The organism is Roseixanthobacter liquoris, assembly GCF_043195135.2.
Taxonomy (GTDB): Bacteria; Pseudomonadota; Alphaproteobacteria; order Rhizobiales; family Xanthobacteraceae; genus NCEH01.
Genome location: NZ_CM195537.1, coordinates 4,075,148 through 4,095,021 on the forward strand (window position 1 = coordinate 4,075,148; position 19,874 = coordinate 4,095,021).

The 19,874-nt window shown below is 65.4% G+C and carries 19 protein-coding genes; 8 read left to right on the top strand and 11 right to left on the bottom strand.

The genetic code is table 11. The features are described 5' to 3' along the window. Positions 1 to 15 precede the first annotated feature (15 nt). Complete coding sequence (locus tag V5F84_RS18335) at positions 16 to 531, top strand: hypothetical protein (protein ID WP_394041557.1); 516 nt, start codon at positions 16 to 18, stop codon at positions 529 to 531. A 42-nt stretch (positions 532 to 573) separates the two neighbouring features. On the opposite strand, the gene V5F84_RS18340 is transcribed toward V5F84_RS18335, so the two are convergent. Beyond that, on the bottom strand, positions 574 to 1,203 hold the full coding sequence (locus V5F84_RS18340) for a 2-hydroxychromene-2-carboxylate isomerase (RefSeq protein ID WP_394041558.1): 630 nt from the start codon (positions 1,201 to 1,203) through the stop codon (positions 574 to 576). Between the two features lie 146 nt (positions 1,204 to 1,349). Between V5F84_RS18340 and V5F84_RS18345 the strand changes: the two genes are divergently transcribed. The 3 genes from V5F84_RS18345 to V5F84_RS18355 all read left to right on the top strand — a co-directional run bounded on the left by V5F84_RS18345 (position 1,350) and on the right by V5F84_RS18355 (position 4,147). Then, positions 1,350 to 2,171: a phosphatase PAP2 family protein gene (locus tag V5F84_RS18345; RefSeq protein WP_394041745.1), complete on the top strand. Its 822-nt coding sequence runs from the start codon at positions 1,350 to 1,352 to the stop codon at positions 2,169 to 2,171. 39 nt (positions 2,172 to 2,210) lie between these two features. After that, complete coding sequence (locus tag V5F84_RS18350) at positions 2,211 to 3,437, top strand: argininosuccinate synthase (RefSeq protein WP_394041559.1); 1,227 nt, start codon at positions 2,211 to 2,213, stop codon at positions 3,435 to 3,437. A gap of 71 nt (positions 3,438 to 3,508) precedes the next feature. Further along, positions 3,509 to 4,147, top strand: a complete 639-nt coding sequence (locus V5F84_RS18355; RefSeq protein WP_394041560.1) for an MBL fold metallo-hydrolase — start codon at positions 3,509 to 3,511, stop codon at positions 4,145 to 4,147. 23 nt (positions 4,148 to 4,170) lie between these two features. On the opposite strand, the gene V5F84_RS18360 is transcribed toward V5F84_RS18355, so the two are convergent. After that, positions 4,171 to 5,826 (bottom strand): sensor domain-containing diguanylate cyclase, encoded by a 1,656-nt coding sequence (locus tag V5F84_RS18360; protein ID WP_394041561.1) that lies wholly within the window; start codon positions 5,824 to 5,826, stop codon positions 4,171 to 4,173. Positions 5,827 to 6,072: 246 nt separating this feature from the next. Here V5F84_RS18360 and V5F84_RS18365 point away from each other — a divergent pair, with 246 nt between their 5' ends. Both V5F84_RS18365 and V5F84_RS18370 read left to right on the top strand, forming a co-directional pair. Further along, positions 6,073 to 6,519: a MarR family winged helix-turn-helix transcriptional regulator gene (locus V5F84_RS18365; protein WP_394041562.1), complete on the top strand. Its 447-nt coding sequence runs from the start codon at positions 6,073 to 6,075 to the stop codon at positions 6,517 to 6,519. After that, positions 6,516 to 7,826, top strand: a complete 1,311-nt coding sequence (locus tag V5F84_RS18370) for a multidrug effflux MFS transporter (protein ID WP_394041563.1) — start codon at positions 6,516 to 6,518, stop codon at positions 7,824 to 7,826. The genes V5F84_RS18365 and V5F84_RS18370 overlap by 4 nt, the downstream gene beginning before the upstream one ends. Before the next feature lie 56 nt (positions 7,827 to 7,882). On the opposite strand, the gene V5F84_RS18375 is transcribed toward V5F84_RS18370, so the two are convergent. Beyond that, positions 7,883 to 9,217, bottom strand: a complete 1,335-nt coding sequence (locus V5F84_RS18375) for a DUF3422 family protein (RefSeq protein ID WP_394041564.1) — start codon at positions 9,215 to 9,217, stop codon at positions 7,883 to 7,885. A gap of 560 nt (positions 9,218 to 9,777) precedes the next feature. On the opposite strand from V5F84_RS18375, the gene V5F84_RS18380 reads away from it, so the two are divergent. Continuing rightward, positions 9,778 to 10,599: a sulfotransferase gene (locus V5F84_RS18380; RefSeq protein ID WP_394041565.1), complete on the top strand. Its 822-nt coding sequence runs from the start codon at positions 9,778 to 9,780 to the stop codon at positions 10,597 to 10,599. Between the two features lie 46 nt (positions 10,600 to 10,645). Here V5F84_RS18380 and V5F84_RS18385 read toward each other — a convergent pair whose 3' ends face one another. The 7 genes from V5F84_RS18385 to V5F84_RS18415 form a co-directional block, all read right to left on the bottom strand. Further along, a complete protein-coding gene (locus V5F84_RS18385; RefSeq protein ID WP_394041566.1) occupies positions 10,646 to 12,589 on the bottom strand; it encodes a hypothetical protein in 1,944 nt (647 codons plus the stop codon). Between the two features lie 205 nt (positions 12,590 to 12,794). After that, entirely contained in the window at positions 12,795 to 13,163 is a 369-nt protein-coding gene (locus V5F84_RS18390) for a DUF2019 domain-containing protein (RefSeq protein WP_394041567.1), read from the bottom strand. A gap of 251 nt (positions 13,164 to 13,414) precedes the next feature. Beyond that, positions 13,415 to 13,783 (bottom strand): DUF2019 domain-containing protein, encoded by a 369-nt coding sequence (locus V5F84_RS18395; RefSeq protein ID WP_394041568.1) that lies wholly within the window; start codon positions 13,781 to 13,783, stop codon positions 13,415 to 13,417. Positions 13,784 to 14,037: 254 nt separating this feature from the next. Then, a complete protein-coding gene (locus V5F84_RS18400) occupies positions 14,038 to 14,409 on the bottom strand; it encodes a DUF2019 domain-containing protein (RefSeq protein WP_394041569.1) in 372 nt (123 codons plus the stop codon). Further along, positions 14,406 to 14,726, bottom strand: a complete 321-nt coding sequence (locus tag V5F84_RS18405; RefSeq protein ID WP_394041570.1) for a hypothetical protein — start codon at positions 14,724 to 14,726, stop codon at positions 14,406 to 14,408. Before V5F84_RS18405 ends, V5F84_RS18400 begins: the two co-directional genes overlap by 4 nt. A gap of 58 nt (positions 14,727 to 14,784) precedes the next feature. Further along, the gene (locus tag V5F84_RS18410) at positions 14,785 to 17,346 is read right to left on the bottom strand and encodes an ABC transporter permease (RefSeq protein WP_394041571.1); all 2,562 of its coding nucleotides are present in this window, start codon (positions 17,344 to 17,346) and stop codon (positions 14,785 to 14,787) included. After that, the gene (locus V5F84_RS18415; RefSeq protein ID WP_394041572.1) at positions 17,343 to 18,056 is read right to left on the bottom strand and encodes an ABC transporter ATP-binding protein; all 714 of its coding nucleotides are present in this window, start codon (positions 18,054 to 18,056) and stop codon (positions 17,343 to 17,345) included. Before V5F84_RS18415 ends, V5F84_RS18410 begins: the two co-directional genes overlap by 4 nt. 148 nt (positions 18,057 to 18,204) lie before the next feature. On the opposite strand from V5F84_RS18415, the gene V5F84_RS18420 reads away from it, so the two are divergent. Beyond that, complete coding sequence (locus tag V5F84_RS18420; RefSeq protein ID WP_394041573.1) at positions 18,205 to 18,852, top strand: arylesterase; 648 nt, start codon at positions 18,205 to 18,207, stop codon at positions 18,850 to 18,852. On the opposite strand, the gene V5F84_RS18425 is transcribed toward V5F84_RS18420, so the two are convergent. Beyond that, positions 18,846 to 19,673, bottom strand: coding sequence for a hypothetical protein (locus V5F84_RS18425; protein WP_394041574.1), 828 nt, complete (start codon positions 19,671 to 19,673; stop codon positions 18,846 to 18,848). The two genes, V5F84_RS18420 and V5F84_RS18425, sit on opposite strands and share 7 nt — an antisense overlap. Positions 19,674 to 19,874 lie beyond the last annotated feature (201 nt).

The following is a 19,874-nucleotide window of genomic DNA, read 5'->3' on the forward strand; positions in this document are numbered from 1 at the left end:
CAAGGCCACCCCGCCATGGATTCCGTCTTCCGCCTCCTGCTGCGGTTCATTCTCGTTCCCGCCGGCTATGTGGTGGCCATCTGCGCGGGCACGGCCGTGATCCTGTTCGGCCAATGGCGCATCGGCGCCCTGTTCGCCACCGCGCCGGAGAGCCCGGACACCGTGGTGGTGCTGGTCGATGCCCTGTTCACCGCCGGCTTCCTGGTGATGTTCCTGGTTTCCACCATGTGGCTCGTGGCGGCGATCGGCGTGCTGTTCTCGGAAATGTTCGCGGTGCGCTCCTGGATGTTCCATGTGGCGAACGGCGCGGCTTCCGCCTTTGTGGGCGCCCAGCTCTTTCCCGCCCTCAGCGGCGAGCGCATGCCCGTGGCGGACCCGTTCTACATCCTCGCGGCGGGGCTGGCCGGAGGGCTCGCCTATTGGCTGGTGGCGGGTTGGAGCGCCGGCTTCTGGAAGCCGATGCTGCTCTCCTCCAGCCGGAATCGGCGTCCGCCGCCCCCGCCGCCCGCCGGGCAGCCGCCGGCGGCCTGACCCGGCTGCGGCCGAGCCTGCTGCAGCAGACGCTGCGGCCGGCTATTGGGCGGCGGCCTGCGGCGCGCTGGCGATCTGCACCGCGTGTTCCAGCGCCATTTCCAGCCGGTCGTTACCCCAGAACAAATCCTTGTCCGCGGTGACGAAGGTGGGCGCGCCGAAGATGCCGAGCGCCCGCGCTTCCTCGACGGTCGCGCGCAGCTTGTCCTTGTTCGCCTGCGTCTCCGCCTGGTCGATCACCTCGTCGCAGAAATGGCCGAGGCCGGCGAGCACCTGCCGCACCACCGTTCGGTCGGCAATATCGCGCCCCTCGGCGAACGCGGCGCGGAACAGGGCGCGCGTGAAGGCGGGCCGGGACGCGTCGTTGAGCCGCGTCGCGACGCGCGCGCCAAGCAGGCCGTTGACCGGAAAGGGCTCCGGACGCGTCACCGCCGGCAGGCCGTAGCGATTCGCAAGGCGCGCTAAGTCGCGCCACATATGCGCACCCTTCAGGGGATAGACATTGAACGGCGAGGAAGAATAGCCCTGGGCGGCGAAGATCGGCCCGAGCAGGAAGGGTTTCCACTCCACATGCACGTTCGCAGCTTCGGCAAGGGGGCCGATCCGGCTGGCCGCCAGGTAGGAATAGGGGGAGGCGAACTCGTAGTAGAAATCCAGCGTGGCCCTGGTCATCGGCCCCTCCTCGGGCTAAATCGGCCGGAGTTTGCTGCCGGTCCCCGCATCCCCGCAAGGGGTTGGATCAAACCGTAGCGGCAAACGGGCGAAGACGCACCGCGCAGGGCGCATTGAGGGGAAACACAGGTGATCCGTTGAAGCTCGTGCTCTTCTTCGCCCTCGTGACCGGCGCGGCCGTCGCGATCCTCTTCACGGTCTTTCCGCAATGGGATCTCGCGATCACCGGGCTGTTCTGGGATTCAGGCTCGCGCAGTTTCCAGGTCGCCGCCTCGCCCCTCGCCAAAATGCTGCGCAGCGCCGGCAACGTCATTCCCTGGCTGTTCGCCGGGCCCGCCTTCGCAGCCATCATTCTCAAGCTGCTGTTCCCGCGCGCACCCATGTTCATGAACGCGCGCGCCGCGCTGTTGCTGGCGCTCTCAATGGCGCTTGCCCCCGGCCTTCTGGTGAACGGCGTGCTGAAGGAACATTGGGGCCGTCCCCGCCCTGTGCATGTCGACACATTCGGCGGCAAGGACGTTTTCAGCCCCTGGTATTCCACCGACGGCACCTGCCCGGGGAACTGCTCCTTCGTCTCCGGCGAAGGATCGCTCGGCTTCTGGATGCTGGCGCCGGCGAGTCTCGCGCCCCCGAGCGTGCGGCCGATTGCGATTGCCGCCGCACTCGTCTTCGGCGCCGCCGCCGGAAGCCTGCGCATCGCCTTCGGCGGACATTTCTTCACCGATACGGTATTCTCCGCCCTGCTGACCATGCTCGTCATCGTTGCCCTGCGCTGGCTCATCTACGACCGGCGGGGGGCGCTCTCCAGCGCGACGCTGGAGGCCGGCATCGGCAAGCTCGGCCTGGCGCTGCACGCACTTATCGGCGCGCTACTGGGTGCGCTGTGGTGGGTTTCGCGCAGCGCCATGCGCAAGATCGCCCATGCCCTGCGCGCCCTCCCCTTGCCATGGCGACGCTCGGGCCTATAGTCCGCGCGCTCTTCAAGACCCTGTAGTTCGAGAGATGAGATGGCGCGCGACGTGAAGAAGGTGGTCCTGGCTTATTCCGGCGGCCTGGATACCTCGGTGATCCTGAAATGGCTCCAGACCACCTATGGCTGCGAGGTGGTGACCTTCACCGCCGACCTCGGCCAGGGCGAGGAACTCGCCCCCGCGCGCGAAAAGGCCCTGCTGCTGGGCATCAAGCCCGAGCACATCTTCATCGAGGACGTGCGCGAGGAATTCGTGCGCGACTATGTGTTCCCCATGTTCCGCGCCAATGCGGTCTATGAGGGGCAATATCTGCTGGGCACCTCCATCGCCCGCCCGCTGATCGCCAAGAAGCAGATCGAGATCGCCCGCAAGGTCGGCGCCGATGCGGTGTCCCACGGCGCCACCGGCAAGGGCAACGACCAGGTGCGGTTCGAACTGGCCTATTATGCTCTGGAACCGGAAATCACCGTGATCGCGCCCTGGCGCGAATGGGACCTGACCTCGCGCACCCGGCTGCTGGAATTCGCCGAGAGCCACCAGATCCCCATCGCCAAGGACAAGCGCGGCGAAGCGCCGTTCTCGGTGGATGCGAACCTGCTGCACTCCTCCTCCGAGGGCAAGGTCCTGGAAGATCCGGCCGAGGACGCGCCGGAATATGTCTACCAGCGCACCATTTCCCCCGAGGACGCGCCCGACAAGGCGACGCTCATCACGGTGGATTTCGAGAAGGGCGATCCGGTCGCCATCGACGGCGTGGCCCTCTCGCCCGCCAGCCTGCTGGCCAAGCTGAACGAACTCGGCAAGGCCAACGGCATCGGCCGGCTGGATCTGGTGGAGAACCGCTTCGTCGGCATGAAGTCGCGCGGGGTCTACGAGACCCCCGGCGGCACCATCCTGCTGGTGGCCCATCGCGGCATCGAGAGCATCACGCTCGACCGTGGCGCGGCGCATCTCAAGGACGAGCTGATGCCCCGCTATGCGGAGCTGATCTATAACGGCTTCTGGTTCGCCCCCGAGCGCGAGATGCTCCAGGCCGCCATCGACCATTCCCAGGCCTATGTGACCGGCCGCGTGACGCTGAAGCTCTACAAGGGCAATGTGAGCGTGGTCGGCCGCGAGAGCCCCTATTCGCTCTACAATCAGGACCTCGTGACGTTCGAGGAAGGCGCGGTGGCCTACGACCATCGCGACGCGGCCGGCTTCATCAAGCTGAACGCCCTGCGCCTGCGTACCCTCGGCAGCCGGGCGCGCAAGACCTCCTGATCGCGGCTTTCGCGAAGCCGGCGCCGGCCCGTGCCGGCGCCCCCTGCCCGGCCCCAGCTCCGGAGTTCCTCATGCAGCCGATCCAGATCGCGGTGGTGCCGGTCACGCCGTTCCAGCAGAATTGCTCGATCCTGTGTTGCACCGCCACCAACAAGGCGGCAGTGGTCGATCCCGGCGGCGACCTGCCGCGGATCCGCGCGGCGCTGGCGGAGACCGGGGTGCAGGTGGAGAAGATTCTCCTCACCCATGGCCATTTCGACCATGCCGCCGGCGCGGCGGAACTGGCGGAGAGCCTCGGCGTGCCCATCGAGGGACCGAACGCGGCCGACCAGTTCCTTCTCGATGCGGTGCCCGAGACCGCGGCGAAATATGATTTCGAAGGTCGGGCCGTGACCCCGGACCGCTATCTCTCCGAGGGGGAGACGGTGCAGGTCGGCGATCTGACCCTGGAGGTGTTGCAGGTGCCGGGGCATACGCCCGGCCATGTGGTGTTCGTGCACGCGCCTTCGAATGTCGCCATCGTCGGCGATACGCTGTTCAAGGGTTCGGTGGGCCGCACGGATTTTTCCTATGGCAACGCCGAGCAGCTGATCGAGGGCATCGTGACCAAGCTGCTGCCCTTGGGCGATGGCGTGGTGTGCCTGCCCGGCCACGGCGCCGTCACCAGCATTGGCGACGAGCGCGCGACCAATCCCTTCCTGCCGCGCTGACCGCCCGGCCCGGCCGACCGCGCTCAGGCGACGCGGGGATTGGGCTTGCGGTCCGCGACCGCGACGCAGTTGCGGCCGGAGTTCTTGGCCGAATATAGCGCGAGGTCGGCGCGTTCGATCACCTCGTCCACGTCCCGGTCGCCCGGCTGCGCCAGGGCGGCACCGAAGCTGACCGTTACCGCGATCTCGCGCCCTTCGACCTGCACCCGGCTGGAGCCGATGGAGCTGCGCATGCGCTCGGCGAGCGCCATCATGCCGGCGCGGTCCACATTCAGCAGCAGGACCACGAATTCCTCGCCGCCGAAGCGTGCCACGCGATCGTGCTGGCGCAACGCGGCGCCGATGGAGGCCGCGACGGAGCGGATCACGGCGTCTCCGGCGGGATGCCCATAGACGTCGTTGACGGCTTTGAAATGATCGATATCCGCCATCAGAATGCCGAGCCCGTCGCTGGTGCGCGTGCCGTTCAGCGCCGCATCGGCGACGGTGAGGAAGGACCGGCGGTTGAGCAGGCCCGTGAGCGGATCGGTATCGGCAAGCTGGCGCAGCTCTTCCATATCCTGCTGATACTGCTCGGCCGTGCGCATGATCTGCGCCTCCACCATGCCGAGCCGACGCAGAAGCGCCCGCAGGGAACCGGTCAATTGAATGACTTCCAGGCTGCCGCGCTGGTGCGGCAGGTTGGTGGCGCGCGGATCTCGGCCGATCTGCGCGGCGGCCTGCGTCAGCGTCACCAGCGGCAGAGAAATTTTCCGCGCGAACCAATAGGCCCCCAGAAACGTCACAGGCAGGGCCAGGAGGCCGATGCCGAGAATGGTGAGGCCAAGGCGGGTCGCGTCGGCGAATGCCACGGCGGCGTCCTGGCGCGTGACCACGATCCAGCCGAGGCCCGGATAATCGCCCGTGCGCCCGGTGACGGAAAAGCCGGTGAGCACGCGGTGTCCATCGCTGGTGTCGACGAATGCGCCGCTGCGCTGGTCCATCATCGAGGCGATGACCTCGTCCGAGAACGGTTGCGGGTTCGAGGATTTGCCGAGCAGCACCCGGCCGTCGCGTCCGATCAGCCAGGCCTGCGTCGCCCCCTCCTTCGGCGCGATATCGTTCAGCAACTCGGACCAGTTGAGGTTCAGATGCGCCCCGATGGTGCCGAGGATGCGGTTCTCGGGTGAATAGACGGGCAGGGAAATGTCAACGAAGCGCGTCGCACTGCCGGCCTGCGGCAAGGCCAGCAGGTGGGCGAGAAGACCCGCCTCGTCCGCATCGCCCACGGTGGGAACGTTCAGGCCGTTGCGAAACCAATCGCGCGAGAGAACGGACGTGCCTTCCAGCACGCGGCCGGTGGAAGCCAGAACAATGCCGTTGGGATCGGCAAAACCGATCCAGACGTACCGCGGGCGCGATACCTTCAGTTGCTCGATGACGTCGCGCACCTCGTCCGGGCTGTCCTGCCAGATGTGGTTCAAGGGGCGCATTTCCGCGATCTGGAGGATATCGCCGTAACGCTCGGACAGATCCAGGTCGATGCGCTCCGCAAGGGAGCTCGCCTTGGCCGCCATCTCCGCCTTCAGATGCGCGGCGAGACCGCGCCGGCTCACGCCGGCACTCGCAAGCGCGACGGCGGTCAGGGTCACAAGGCCGATCATCGCCATGGCGAAGGCCATCTGCTGACCTATCGTCATGCGATCCTGTAAATGCTGCAGTCGCAGGCGCAACCGATGAAACACGCCAACCATCCTTCATTCGTCTCGCGTCACACTGCCGAGCGGGGGGCAAGGATGAACCCGGCACAGGCTCTGCGTTAGCGGCTTTCGAATAAGGCACAAGGCTTTCGCGAGGCTCGCGCGCGGTTCAGCCGAACAAAAGCACCCGGGCACCACCCGCGGCCCCTAGATTATAAGTCAGACTTATATTAAGTAGCCCATATCATGACCGAAACACCCCTCGGATTCCTGCTCGTGGACGCGGCGCGCCTGTATCGCGCCAGCATCGACCGCGCGTTCGAACAGACCGGCCTCGGGCTCACCGCCGGCGAAGCGCGCACCCTGGTCTATGCCAATCTGCATCCGGGCCTGCGCCAGACCGCGCTGGCGGTGCGCATGAACGTGGAGCCCATGACCCTCGTCGGCTTCCTCGACAAGCTGGAAGTCCAGGGGCTGATCTCCCGCACCCCGGATCCGAGCGACCGCCGGGCCAAGACGGTCAATCTCACGCCGGCGGCGGACGCCATTCTCGCGTCCGTGCTGGCTGCCGCCGCCCGGGTGCGCGTCGGCGCGCTCGAAGGCCTGTCCGAGGCCGAGAAGGACACCTTCCGCAAGGCCCTCGAACAGATCCGCACCAATCTCTGCCTTTCCGCCAAGGATGACGCGCAATGACCCCCGTCATGTCGCAGAACCGCACCGCCATCATCGGCGCCCTGATCGTCGTGATCGGACCGCTGTCCATGTCGCTCTATACGCCCGCCTTGCCGGCGCTGGTGCACGCGTTCAACTCGACGCCCTCCGCCATGAAGCTGACGCTGAGCGTCTATTTCTGCGGCTTCGCCTTTTCCCAATTGCTGTGCGGCCCGCTCTCCGATGCGTTCGGCCGGCGCCCCGCCGCGCTCGGCTTCTTTGCGGTCTATGTGGCGGGAAGCCTCGTGGCGGCCTTTGCACCGGACATGGTGTGGCTGGTCGTGGGACGCGGGCTCCAGGGCATCGGGGTGGCCGCCGGCCCCGCCATCTCCCGCGCCATCGTGCGCGACCAGTTCACCGGCCAGGCCTCCGCGCGCATCCTTAATCTCATCGGCACCATGCTCGCCATCGGCCCGGCGCTGGCGCCCACCGTGGGCGGCGCGATCCTGGTGACGTTCGGCTGGCACCCGATCTTCTTCGTGATGGTGGGCTACGGCATCCTGGTGGTGGGGCTGCTGGCCTTCGCCGTGCCGGAAACCAATCACCGGCCCGATCCCGCCCAGGCACGGCCCGGCCGCGTGTTCGCCAATTACCGGACCTTGCTGCTCGATCGCGGCTTCATGCGCATGAGCCTGCTGATCGGCTTCACGCTCGGCGGCATCTATACGCTCGCCGCCATCCTGCCGTTCGTCCTGATCGAAAAGATCGGCTTGTCGCCGACCCAGTTCGGCTTCGCGATGATCTGCCAGACCGGCGCCTATATGCTGGGCACCATCGTTGCCGGGCGGCTGATGAAGAAGATCGACGCGGTCCACCTCATTCCCATCGGGCTCGGCTGCGCGCTGGTCGCAGCGGCCGGGCTTGTGGTGGTGCCGCCCCTGTTCCCCCATGCCTTTCTCGGCGTCATGGGGCCGGTGGCCCTTTGGGCCTTCGGCGTGGCGATGCTCTTGCCAGGCTCAACCACCCTCGGGCTCGCAGGCTTTCCCACCATGGCCGGCTCGGCGGCCGCGCTGATGGGCTTCATGCAGATCGGCGGCGGGTTCGTGGGTTCCCTGGTGGCGAGCACCTTCGGCGATCCCGCCGTGGCGCTGATGCTGGTGGTGCCGGGCATGGCGACCATCGCCCTGCTCTGCTTCGTGCTGCTGCGCCCGCGCCGCGGCGCGGCGGAACCCGTGGTCGCGCCGGGCATGGTGGATGAGGGCGACCTTGAGATCGCCACCGATCCCGCCGGCCTGGTGGGCGCGGCCGGCGATGAGATCGAAACCCACATCTTCCGCAAATCGGCCTGAGCGCAGCGCCGGGCAAGCCCGCCCGGTCCCGTCGCCGGAGGCGGGGGCGGCCGCCGTCAGTCGTGGTCGCCGTGGGAGAGGCGGATGCGGCGCACCAACGACCACACCGCCAGCACCGCGACCGGCACGGCGAGCGCGGTGACCAGGCCCGGCTCCAGTTCCAGCCCGACCGCCGCATCGAGATGACCGTCGTGCAGCCCCTCCGCAAGCAGATGGACGAGGCTGACCACATAATAAGAGATCGCCGCCACCGAGAGCCCTTCCACCGTGCGCTGCAAACGCAATTGCAGGCGGGTGCGCTCGTTCATGGAGGTGAGCAGGTCGCGGTTCTGCTGCTCCAGTTCCACGTCGACACGGGTGCGCAGGAGATCGGCGGCGCGGGCGAGCTTGGCGGAAATGTTCGACTGGCGCTCTTCCACCGACAGGCAGGTCCGCATGGCGGGCGCCATCCGCCGTTCCAGGAATTGCTGCCAGGTGGGAAAGCCGGCGACCGGCTCCTCGTGAATGGTGGCGAGGCGCAGGCGCACGATTTCCGAATAGGCGCGGCTGGCACCGAAGCGGAACAGGGAGGCGGTGGCGCCCGCCTCCAGTTCGGCGGCGAGCGCGACCAATTCATCAAGCAGGGCGTTATTGGCGGCAAGCCCCTCGGACTGGCGCATCTCGTTGGTCGCCTGGGCAAGGCGAGCCTCGATCTTGCCGATCTGCGGCGCGAGGCGCTGGGCCTCCGGCAGGCCGAGCAGGGCGAGCAGGCGATAGGTCTCGATCTCCAGCACCCGCTGCACCAGCGCGCCGGCCCCCTCCGCCCCGAGCCCCCGGTCGCGCACCAGAATGCGCACGAAACCCGAGGGATCCGGCTTGAAATCGGTGACGATCTCGGCCGCATTGTTCACCACGTCCGAGCGGGCCAAGCTCGCGCGGTCAAACACTGCATCGAGTTGCAGATCCTCTGCCGTGTCGGTGGCAAGGTGCAGGTCCACGGCCACCAGCAGCGGCCCGGGCGCCGGGATCTGCGTCAGCGGCCCCGACAGCGCCAGCGCGGGCGGGTGGAAGGGCAGCACGCCCGGACCCAGCTCGGTGGAGGGGAAATCCCAGGTATAGGTGGAGAATTCCGCGTGGCTCTCCCAGCGCAGCGTGGCCCCGCCGAACGAGACGCGATGATGCTTGGCGCCCGGCGCCGGCCCCTGCACGCCGCGCGCGATGCACAGGTCGTTCACCGCGGCGCGCGCGGCCTGCGCATTCGCGGGATCGGTAAGGAAGGCCACATGCAGGAAGCGGCGCGGCGTCTCCACGGGGAAGAAGGGGCGGGCATGCAATTCTCCCAGCACCGCCGCACGCAGGGGATGCGCCTCCAAGATCTTGCCTTCGCCGATGCCGAGATCCGCCGTGCCCATCCGTCTGTCCCGCTTTTTCCATGTCCGGGGCGGCGGAGCCTCCGCGCGCACGACCCGGCTTTCGTGCTCGCACGGCAGAGCCACGGTTTCAAGCAGGGGCGGACCGTGAGGCCGGCGGCCATCTGACGAAAAGCAGCCGGGCCGGCAACTATGTTGGATAAAATCCCCTGCCCGCGACCAACAATCGCATTCCCGGATCTTCGGCATGGCCTGCCGTCCCGGCTTCGATTGCTTCGAGCCGCGCGGGCCCCGGAGCCGCGGCAGCGCCCGTTACGGGCGCCGCATCCTGTCAAAACTTGCATGTTGGGAGAAACCGGCTGCACCATGAAAGGCTGTCGCTCCCGCCGGGGCGCGTCTGGAGCCCTCACCTCCCTTTTCGGAATAGCCGCACGAGTAGCCATGAACACCGGATTGACACCCGAACGCCGAAGATCCGCGCGCTGCATATCAGGGACCGCTTCCTGCCGGGGCGACACGTTGCTTGAACCATTGACCTCTTCGCGGCCGTGACCCGCCTCGCACCGCAAACGGGACGATCCGGCGCCGGAAGGAACGCCTCCATGTCAAAAAATACCATTTCCGTTGGATGCATTGGCGGCAGTGGCTCGCGCGTGGTTGCAAAAATACTGAATTCTTGCGGCTATTTCGTTGGGGAAGATTTAAATGACGAAATGGACAACCTGTGGTTTACGCTTTTCTTTAAGCGACGCTCCATTCTGGTAGAAGACCTTGATACGATCAATTTCTTATACGTAAATTTCTACCACAGGATGTGGCACGGAAATTTGCGATCCGATGAAATCAAGGACGTGCTCGCAGGGCTTTCGAGCCAAGATCGGATCGTCCACGATGCTGACTGGCTGACGGCACGCAGGCACTCCTTCCTGAAGGAACGCCAAGGCGCCGTCGATAAATTGGCGTGGAAGGAGCCCAATACCCACGTCGTGATTGACCGCCTCCTGAATATCGACCCCGCGCTGCGTTACATCCACATCACCCGCGGCGGCCTCGACATGGCGTACAGCGCCAATCTGACCCAGCTGCGGCTTTGGGGATCGATTTTCCTGGACCGGCCGGTGGTGCTGGGCCCCGGGGACGCCTTGTCATACTGGGTCGCCGTGGAGCGGCGCGTGAGAAAACTGAAGACGAGCTATCCAGACCGCATCTTGATCATCAGCTACGAGGCGCTCGCCGTCCGGCCGAAGGAAATCATCGCTGAAATCCTCCATTTCTGTGGGGAAAGCGATCCGGCGCGAGCGGCGGATGCGGCTGGAATCGTGGTCCCCGCCGACACTATAGGGCGGCATAAATCGCAGGATCTGAGTGTTTTTCGACAAGAAGATATCGATTACGCCAGAGCCGTCGCGGCAAGCGACCCGTGACGCGACCCTCCCGCTGCGCTTTGCGCCCGCCCCTTGTGAGACACGATCAAAGACCGCTTCCGGTCTCCGAAAATGCCAGCCGGTATAGGCGCATGCGATAAAGCGGCCGCCACAGCCAATCCGAAAACCCCTCGGACCGGATGCTGACGGACAGCGGGCGGGGCGCACCGGGCGCCCCCTTGGGCAACGTGGCGAATTCTGACGCACCGCCGACAACCGGCGAGATGACGAAACCCGTCTCCCCCATCCGGTAGATGTATCGAAACGCGCGCTCGGTCCCGTCAGGGAAATGATAGGTGATGAAGAGACGCGGGGATTTATAAAGTATTCCCCAGATCTTGCCCAAGAACGATGGGCTCATTTCGATCTCCGCCCAAATCGCCGCCCCCGCATCCTGCGGCAGGTCCACTCTTTGTCCAAAACTCACACTCTCCTCGCCCAGGGCCTCCAGATTGAAGCTGCCCGGCGCGGCGCGGCGTTCCATGATCACGGCATCCGTTCCATAGGGCGCCAGATGCAGGAACTGGAGGGGGCGGTAGAGGCTCAGCAGCAGGGGCCAGCTATTCCCGTCCTCCAGCATGGGAAGGCGGCCATCAATTGGTTGAACGGAGAAGATGATATTGCGTGGCGCCCGGGGCCCGGTCAAATGATCCGCATCCTTCCGCAACAATTCGGGCGTATAGGCCGAATAGCTTTGAAGTACCGGGCGTGGCCGCCATTCAAGCCCCGCCGCGAGGAGGGCCGCTTGCGTGAAGGAATAGGCGTCCGTCGGCCCCTTCAGAGCGGGCAACGGAACTGCGGCCCGGATTTTTTCCAGGCTGTCCAAGTATTGCGCATCCAGACTTCCAGATTGGACAAGCCGCGCATAAAAACCTTCCCCGGCGCGATAGAAAGGCAGCAATATTTCTGCTGCGGGCTTCCACGCGAGTGTGATCGCCAGCCAGCAGGCGAACGTCACGCCGAAACTGAGCCGTGCCCGGCCGGGCACGGCCAACATCAGCCCGGCCCAGCAGACCAGGATCGCCATGCCTGCCGCCGCCGAGGGGTGGCGCCCGCCTTGCCGCACGACCCCCTCTTTGTATCCGAAGAACAACAGCAGAGCCATGCCCAGCACCAAGAGCTTGCCCGCCCCTCCGTCGCTGAGGTGGCGCAATTGCCGAATGCAAAGAAATGCACATGCCGCGAGGACTACAACAACATGCCAATATGGCCCCAGCACAGACATGGCATCGGAATAGCCGGAGATGATGTACCACGCGGAAATAAAATAATCCGCCAAAGCGGAAATTTCCTGGTAACTGATCATCCAGAAAATCGGAATACTCACTGTGAACAGGGCGAGACAGGCCACGGCGAGGCGCCATTTTCCCGCCCGTGCCACCATCACGGTCGAGAGAAGAACCATGCAGAGTGCCGACATGGCGGAGGTGCCCTTCACCAGCACCAGGATCGCGAGCGCCGGCATCATCAGAGGCAGAACCATTTGCCGCCAATTCTGCGCAGGCATCGTGGGCGAAGCAACGAGTCGATAGGCGAGCAGCAAGGCCAGCAGCGGCACCGCCATCAGCTGCGGATCCTTGTCCACCAACGGCAGGAACAGCGCGAATCCCACCGCAGGCAGCCATGCGCCCGGGCCGACCAGCGCGAGCAGCGCGCCCATGGCCGTCACCGCCAGCAGCACTCCCCCAGAGACCGCCAATCCGTCGGTTTCCGGCAAGTACAGCGCGGTGTATATCGGGGCAAAAGGCCCGAAGGAGAACGTTAACGGCCGGCCGACGAGACCTTGGCTCGCTGCCACGTTCATCCCGAACTGCCATCCGCCTCCGAGGGTTGCAATCGGGAAGATCGGCGCCAAGGGGACCAATGCGGAAATGCAACCCCACATCATGGCAATGACGGCGCAAACCTTAAAAAATCGGTCCCGCGGACGTGTTTCTTTTTCAGTCACGGTGACAATAGCCAATTGATTCTTGGAAGAAGCGGAAGACATTTTCCGCCAGCAGACTATGCCGCCCCATGGACCAGGTAAACCGCTGGCCTCCCGAGTGGCTCAATCCCGGCCCGGATGCACGGCGTCCCCTCCCAATGCTTCAGCCTTGAAATCTGCACGAGATTTTCCGGCCCCTCGATCATCGCCCGGGGATAGCCCGCTGCGGCTGCGGCCGTCGCGACAAGGGCGAGCTACCCTGCACGGCCTATGTCGGCTTGAACGTTCCCTCATCGAGTCGCCGCAATCCCATTCCGGCTTCGAACGCTTGCGGTTGCCAGCCAGACGCGCGAATATCCTCGAGCAAACCGCGCGCCGCCTCTGGCGCAACGGCAAGGGTCGCCGTCGCCGCGTTCAGGCGGACCTGCATGTTCGGGTAGTCGTACAGCGCCATGAGCGCGCGCCGCTGATCACCGGGGCGTGATTTCAGCTCACTCTCTATTGCCCTTTTTTTGAGGTACGACTGATTGTATTTACCGATTTCATCGGTATCCAATTTATATTGATAAATACAAATTTTAATGTAAAATTCCACAAGTTCTTTTATAGACATTTTGCTCAAATCTTGCTTTTTCATGGCTTCAGAATCCCATACTCCACGAGAGCTTCTATGCCGACCCGCTGGTGCTCAGCCCAATACTTGTCCTTCAGGTATTGGCGCGGCGAGACACCTCCATAATAATCATTTCCTCTTTGATACCACGCGCTGATCTCCCAATGCTTCAACCGGGAAATTCGCACCAGATTTTCCCGCCCATCGATCATCGCCCGGGGATAGCCCGCTGCGGCTGCGGCCGTCGCGACAAGGGCGAGCTACCGGGGCTCGGTCTATGTCGGTTTAAAAGTTCCATCGTCGAGCCCTCTGACTAGCGATCCCGCTTGGTAACACTGCGGCGGCCAGCCAGATGCGTGAATGTCCTGAAGCAATCGGCGCGCCTCCGCTGGCGCAACGGCAAGGGTCGCCGTCGCCGCGTTCAGGCGGACCTGCATGTTCGGGTAGTCGTACAGCGCCATGAGCGCGCGCCGCTGATCGCCGGGACGCGCCTTCAACTCGCTCTCTATTGCCCTTTTTTTGAGATACGAACGATTGTATTTACCGATTTCATCGGCATCCAATTTATATTGATAAAGACCAATTTTAATGTAAGCCTCCACAAGTTCTTTTGTAGATATTTTGCTCAAATCTTGCTTTTTCATGGCGTCAGAACCCCATGCTTTACGAGCGCCTTTGTGCCGACCCGCTGGCGCTCAGCCCAATCCTTGTCATTCAGGTATTGGCGCGGGGAGAGGATCCCAAAATCACCATTCGGCCTTCGATACCATGCGCTGATCTCCCAATGCTTCAGCCTTGAAATCCGCACCAGATTTTCCGGCCCCTCGATCATCTCCGGTCGAAAGCCAGCTTCGGCCGCCGCCGTCTGCTCGACGAGGTTAGCGCTACCCCGCTCGGACTATTTCGGCTTAAAAGTTCCATCATCGAGGCGTCTCAATCGCATCCCCGCAGCTCCGGCTTGCGGCGGCCAGCCTGAGGCATAGATTTCCTCTAATAACCGACGCGCCGCTTGCGGCTCAACTGCGAGCGTTGCAGTGGCGGCGTTCAAGCGCACCTGCATGTTTGGGTAGCCGTAAAGCACCATCAGGGCACGCCTTTCATCTCCTGGACGCGACTTCATCTCTTCCTCTATTTCTCTCTTTTCCTCATAAAGGCGATTATATTTATTTATTTCACCATCATCCGAAGCTGAATATTGCAACATGCCGATCTGAGCATAGGCATCGACTAGCTCATTCGTCTGCATTTCGTTTAACAGCCGCTTCTTCATGGCTTTAGAACCCCATGATCAACGAGAGCTTCGGGGCCAACCCTCTGTCGCTCAGCCCAACTTTTATCCTTCAAAAATCCGCGTGGTGAAAGACCTCCATATTCTTCATTTTTACTTTGATACCATGACGTTATCTCCCAATGCTTCAGCCTTGAAATCCGCACAAGATTTTCCGGCCGCTCAATCATCTCCGGTGGAAAGCCAGCTTCGGCCGCCGCCGTCTGCTCGACAATATGATGCAAGTCGGTTCCCGCCGCGGGTGTTTTCACAGCCGCATGAAGTTCCGCCAAGGTCTTCGGCGGCTCAAGATAGGCCATGATGTAGGGGCTGTAGACGTCAATGACCCATCTCGCCACCCGCGCAGCCGGCCACCGCTTACAAGTGCCGCAGCACACGCACCGGCTTTTCGCTCAGCGCCCGCCAGGTGCCGAGCAGACCGAAGCCGAGGGTGAACACCAGCGCCAGCCCCATCGCCCCCGCTGCCGCGCCGGGGGCGAAGGAAAAGCCGATCTCCATCACCCGCGTCACCACCCCATAGGCGGCGAGCGCGCCGGCGGCGATGGCGAACAGGGCTGTCACAAGGCCGAGCCCGGCATATTCAAGCCCATAGGCGAGGATCAGGCGGGTGCGCGTGGCGCCGAGCGTCTTCAGGATCACCGCGTCATACACCCGGTGCTGGTGCCCCGCCGCCAAGGCACCGGCCAACACCAGGACGGAGGTGAGCAGCGTCACCAGCGACGCGATGCGGATGCCGAAGGCGAGGTCGCCCACCATCTTGTTGGCCTGCTCCAGCGCCTCCTTCACCCGAATGGTGGTGATGGCGGGATAAGCGCGCGCCATCTCCCGCAGCAAGGGGATTTCACGCGCGGCGTCGGCACCGTCGGGAAAGGTCAGCGTGGCGAGCAGGGTGTGGGGCGCGCCGGCGAAGGTCGCGGGCGAGAACACCATGACGAAATTGATGCCCAGCCGCTCCCATTTGATTTCCCGCAGGTTGGAGATGCGGGCGGTGATCGCCCGGCCGAGCACGCTCACCGTCACCGTATCGCCGAGCTTCAGCCCAAGCCCTTGCGCGAGCTTCTTGTCGAAGGAAACCAGCGGCTCGGTTTCATTGGGACCCCACCATTGGCCCTCCACCACCTTGGAGCCTTCCGGCACCGTGGCTTCGGTGGAAATGCCGCGATCACTCTGCAACACCCAGGCGGCATCGGCGGAGGGCTTCACCTGCTCGGCCGGCACGTCATTGAGGGCGAGAATGCGCCCGCGCAGCATGGGCACCGCGCGATAGGTGGCGCCGGGCGCGCGGGCGGCAATGAAGGCGGCGAATTCCTGCGCATCCGCGCTCGGCACGTCCACGAAGAAGAAGCTCGGCGCCTTCTGCGAGAGCGAGCCGGAAATCTCCTGCGTCAGGCTGCGGTCGATCAGCGCGATGGCGGTCAGTAGGGACAGGCCGAGCCCGAGCGACAGCACCACGGTGGGCGTGAGCGCGCCGGGCCGGTGGATATTGGCGAGCGCGAGCCGCGCCATGGTGTTGCGCGGGCGCGGCAGGCGCGCGGCCAGCGCCATGATGCCCATCGCCACCAGCCGCAGCAGGCCGAACACGCACGCCGCCGCGCCGAGGAAGATCAAGGCCGCGCGCTTGTCCTCGGCCGTCAGCACGGCAAGAGCGGCGAGCGCAACCATGGCCAGCGCGCACAGGCCCGCATAGAGCCATTGCGGGCGGCGATGCTCCTGTCCCAGCGCATCGCGGAACAAGGTGGAGACCGGCGCCTCCTGCGCTCGCGCCAAAGGCCACAAGGTGAAGGCCAGCGTGACCAGGGTGCCATAGAGCGCCGCCATCACCAGCGCCAGCGGATCGAGATGCGGGGCCAGGGGAAACGGGATGAGGCTCGATATGGCCGCCGTGGCGACGAACGGCAGCGCGGCACCCAAGGCAAGGCCGATGGCGATGCCGATCGCCGCGAGGATCGCCACCTCGAAGAAATAGGTGCCGAAGATCGTGGCGCGGGTGGCGCCGAGCGCCTTCAGGGTCGCGATCACGGTGCGCTTGGTGGCAAGGTGGCTCGCCACCGCATTGGCGACGCCCACCCCGCCCACCAGCAAGGCGGTGAGCCCGACCAAAGTGAGATATTGGCTGATGCGGCGGACGTTGCGTTCCAATTGTGGGGATGCGGCGTCGCGGGTCCGCACCTCGAACCCCGCCTCGGGCGCCCCCTCGCGCACGCTCTTGGTGAAGGCGTCGAGCGCCGCCGAGGAGGGGTCGCTCAGCAGCACCCGATAGCTCCAGCGCACCAGGCTGCCGGGCTGGATCAACTGGGTGGCGGGGAGCGCCGCCGCCGAGACCAGCAGGCGCGGGCCGAAGCCGACCCCGGCGGACAGGCGGTCCGGCTCGGTGACCAGCACCGCGCGGATCTGGAATTTTGCTTCGCCCACGGTCAGGACATCCCCGATCTTGAGCGAAAGGCGCGACATCAGCGTCTCGTCCGCCAGCGCGCCGAATGTGCCCGCGCGCTCCGCCAGGAGATCGGCCAAAGGCGCGGCCGGGTCGGTTTCCACCGCCCCCACCATGGGATAGGTGGCGTCCACCGCCTTCAGCTCCACCAGGGTGGCATCGCCCTCGGCGGTGCGGGCCATGGCGCGCAGGAAGGCCACCTGCCCCACTTGGCCGCCCGCGCCCATCAACGCCTGTTCCTGCGCACTCGCTTCGCGCTGGATCAGGGTGAAGCCGGCGTCTCCGCCCAGGATGGCGCGCCCTTCACGGGCGAGCCCGTCCGTCAGCGCGCCCGCGAACGAGCCGATGCCGGCGATGGCCATGACGCCCAAGGCCAGGCAGGCGAGGAAAATGCCGAAGCCGCGCCGTGCGCCGCGCAATTCGCGCAGCGCCAGCCGCAGGCTGACGGGCAGGCGGGACGCCGCTTTCGCCAGCATTTCGGCGCTCATGCCGGCACCTTGGACTGCGCGCTGTCGGCCTCGATCCGGCCCGAGCGCAGGCGCACGGTGCGCCCGCAGCGCGCGGCCAGGGCCGCGTCGTGGGTGACCAGAACCAGCGTGGTGCCGCGCGCCAGATGGGCCGCGAACAGCAGGTCCATGATCTGCCGCCCCGTGGCCTCGTCCAGATTGCCGGTCGGCTCATCGGCCACGAGGATGGAGGGATGGGGCGCGAGCGCGCGGGCCACCGCCACGCGCTGCTGCTCGCCGCCCGACAATTGGGACGGGTAATGGGAGAGCCGCCCACCGAGCCCCACCGCCTCCAGCTCCGCCGCCGCGCGAGCAAAGGCATCGGCGCGCCCGGCGAGTTCCAGCGGGATGGCGACGTTTTCCAGCGCCGTCATGGTGGGGATGAGGTGGAAGGATTGGAACACGATCCCCACATGGGCACCACGGAAGCGCGCGAGCGCATCCTCGCCGCGCCCCGTCAGCACCTCGCCGGCCACCCGCACTTCCCCGCCGTCCACCCGTTCGAGGCCCGCCATCACCATGAGCAACGTCGATTTGCCAGAGCCCGAAGGTCCGACCAGTCCCACGGTCTCGCCCGCGCCGATGGCAAGGGATACGCTCTTCAGCACATGCACCCGCGCCGCCCCGCTGCCCAGCGAGAGATCCACATCGGTCAGCGTGATGGCGGGCGCGGGAGAGGAGTGAGTATCCATGAGGTCTCGGATCGGTTCGCACGTCGCACGGCAGCAGGCGGGGCGCTTTTCATGGCTCCGCATGGCGCGCGCGGCGGCGCAAGGATGGGCGCGTCGGGGACGCGCGGCCGGACGGCGTCCGGCGCTTGGGGCATATGGAACGTCATTCATGTCGGGGAAAGGGCTGATCGCGCTTATGGTCGCAGTCACGTTTGCGTCAGCGCCCGCCGTGGCGAAGACGGTGAAGCTGGTGGCCTTGGGCGACAGCCTGACCGCCGGCTACAACCTGCCGCGCGCAGACAGCTTCGCGGCGCAGCTGGAAACCGCCCTGCGCGCCAAGGGCTATGACGTCAGCGTGGCCAATGCCGGCGTCTCGGGCGACACCGCGAGCGGCGGGCTCGCCCGCCTGGACTGGAGCGTGCCGAAGGACACCGACGGGGTGATCCTGGAGCTGGGCGCCAACGACATGCTGCGCGGCCTCAACCCGGACATTCCGCGCCAGGCGCTGGGCGAGATCATCGTCCGCCTCAAGGCCCGCGACATTCCGGTCCTGCTGGCCGGCATGCGCGCCTCGACCAATATGGATTCGGCCTACCGGCGCGAATTCGATTCCATCTATCCCGACCTTGCCGCGCAATACGGGCTGCCGCTTTATCCCTTTTTCCTCGACGGCATCGTGGGAGACCGCAGCCTGAACCTGCCCGACGGGCTGCACCCGACCGCTCAGGGGGTGGCGCGGATCGTCTCCGGCATCCTGCCGCAGGTGGAAGCGTTCATCGCCAAGATCGGCGGGCAAAAGCCCGCCGGCGGTCAGTAGCGATACAGGGCGGCGAGGACGAGCCCGTTCTCCTGCAAGGCGTTGCGGGCGAAATAGGTGGTCACCACACTCGCCTGCACGGCAAAACTCTCGGAGACGTCGTACATCACGCCCACCTGCAACTTGTAATATTCGTAGGAGGCGTCGAAATAGGGCGCCTCCCCTGCGCCTTCCGACATCACGTTGAAGGACTGGGCCAGAACCAGCCAGCGCGGCGCGATGCGCACCCCGAGGGTGGCATCCGCCCGCCATTCGTCAGGCGGCGCGCCGAAGCGCAGGCGCTGGGCGAGTTCGAGATCCAGGAAGGCGGGCAGGCCCCACAGCACGAAGTTGAAGCCCACCAGCGCCCGCAGGTCCAGCTCGCCATTCACATAGCCGATCACCGCCGGCCCCTCGCCCGGCTTGGCGCCGGGAAACCGCGCCACCGCCTGGAGCGAGGCCACGAAGCCGTCGCCCTGCGCGATCTTCACTCGCCAGCCGAGATCGGTATAGCCGGCACCGAGATAGGAGGTGTCCGCCGGGCTGCCGAGCGAGATGGAGAGCAGCTCCGGCGCGACGATCAGGGTCAGGTTGTCGGTGGCGCCCACCTCCATGAACAATTGGGTGGACACCTTGTCGTAGGTCTGGGCCGCATAGAGGTTCGAGGACCCGTCGAAGGCGTGGTCGGCCCGCGTCATGGTGGATTGAAGATAGGCCTGGACGCCGGATTCCTTCAGCGTCCATGCGCCCGCGCAGGCGCGCTGTGCCGCTCCGGCGAGCCCGAAGACGGCCAGCGCCGCGCCCGCGAGCGCGCGAACGGAAAGACGCCCCCCAGCGCCCATGAAATTGCTCCCCGCCAGCGGGCATTTATGCCCCGGCCCGCTCCGCTCATGCTATCATGCAAAGGGTTCGGAGCGGGATGGCGGGCGCAGGTGACGTTGCGGAAATTTCATGAAACGGTCTCTTGCCGCCACATTTTGAACCCACCATATTGTCCGTGAACCGCTGGGGCGGCTCGGCCGGAAGGCTGCGCCCCGATCGTG

Coding starts and splice junctions, on each gene's coding strand:
- V5F84_RS18335 (WP_394041557.1), top strand. CDS start 16: ATGGATTCCGTCTTCCGCCTCCTGCTGCGGTTCATTCTCGTTCCCGCC.
- V5F84_RS18340 (WP_394041558.1), bottom strand. CDS start 1,203: ATGACCAGGGCCACGCTGGATTTCTACTACGAGTTCGCCTCCCCCTAT.
- V5F84_RS18350 (WP_394041559.1), top strand. CDS start 2,211: ATGGCGCGCGACGTGAAGAAGGTGGTCCTGGCTTATTCCGGCGGCCTG.
- V5F84_RS18355 (WP_394041560.1), top strand. CDS start 3,509: ATGCAGCCGATCCAGATCGCGGTGGTGCCGGTCACGCCGTTCCAGCAG.
- V5F84_RS18360 (WP_394041561.1), bottom strand. CDS start 5,826: ATGACGATAGGTCAGCAGATGGCCTTCGCCATGGCGATGATCGGCCTT.
- V5F84_RS18365 (WP_394041562.1), top strand. CDS start 6,073: ATGACCGAAACACCCCTCGGATTCCTGCTCGTGGACGCGGCGCGCCTG.
- V5F84_RS18370 (WP_394041563.1), top strand. CDS start 6,516: ATGACCCCCGTCATGTCGCAGAACCGCACCGCCATCATCGGCGCCCTG.
- V5F84_RS18375 (WP_394041564.1), bottom strand. CDS start 9,217: ATGGGCACGGCGGATCTCGGCATCGGCGAAGGCAAGATCTTGGAGGCG.
- V5F84_RS18380 (WP_394041565.1), top strand. CDS start 9,778: ATGTCAAAAAATACCATTTCCGTTGGATGCATTGGCGGCAGTGGCTCG.
- V5F84_RS18385 (WP_394041566.1), bottom strand. CDS start 12,589: ATGTCTTCCGCTTCTTCCAAGAATCAATTGGCTATTGTCACCGTGACT.
- V5F84_RS18390 (WP_394041567.1), bottom strand. CDS start 13,163: ATGAAAAAGCAAGATTTGAGCAAAATGTCTATAAAAGAACTTGTGGAA.
- V5F84_RS18395 (WP_394041568.1), bottom strand. CDS start 13,783: ATGAAAAAGCAAGATTTGAGCAAAATATCTACAAAAGAACTTGTGGAG.
- V5F84_RS18400 (WP_394041569.1), bottom strand. CDS start 14,409: ATGAAGAAGCGGCTGTTAAACGAAATGCAGACGAATGAGCTAGTCGAT.
- V5F84_RS18405 (WP_394041570.1), bottom strand. CDS start 14,726: ATGGCCTATCTTGAGCCGCCGAAGACCTTGGCGGAACTTCATGCGGCT.
- V5F84_RS18410 (WP_394041571.1), bottom strand. CDS start 17,346: ATGAGCGCCGAAATGCTGGCGAAAGCGGCGTCCCGCCTGCCCGTCAGC.
- V5F84_RS18415 (WP_394041572.1), bottom strand. CDS start 18,056: ATGGATACTCACTCCTCTCCCGCGCCCGCCATCACGCTGACCGATGTG.
- V5F84_RS18420 (WP_394041573.1), top strand. CDS start 18,205: ATGTCGGGGAAAGGGCTGATCGCGCTTATGGTCGCAGTCACGTTTGCG.
- V5F84_RS18425 (WP_394041574.1), bottom strand. CDS start 19,673: ATGGGCGCTGGGGGGCGTCTTTCCGTTCGCGCGCTCGCGGGCGCGGCG.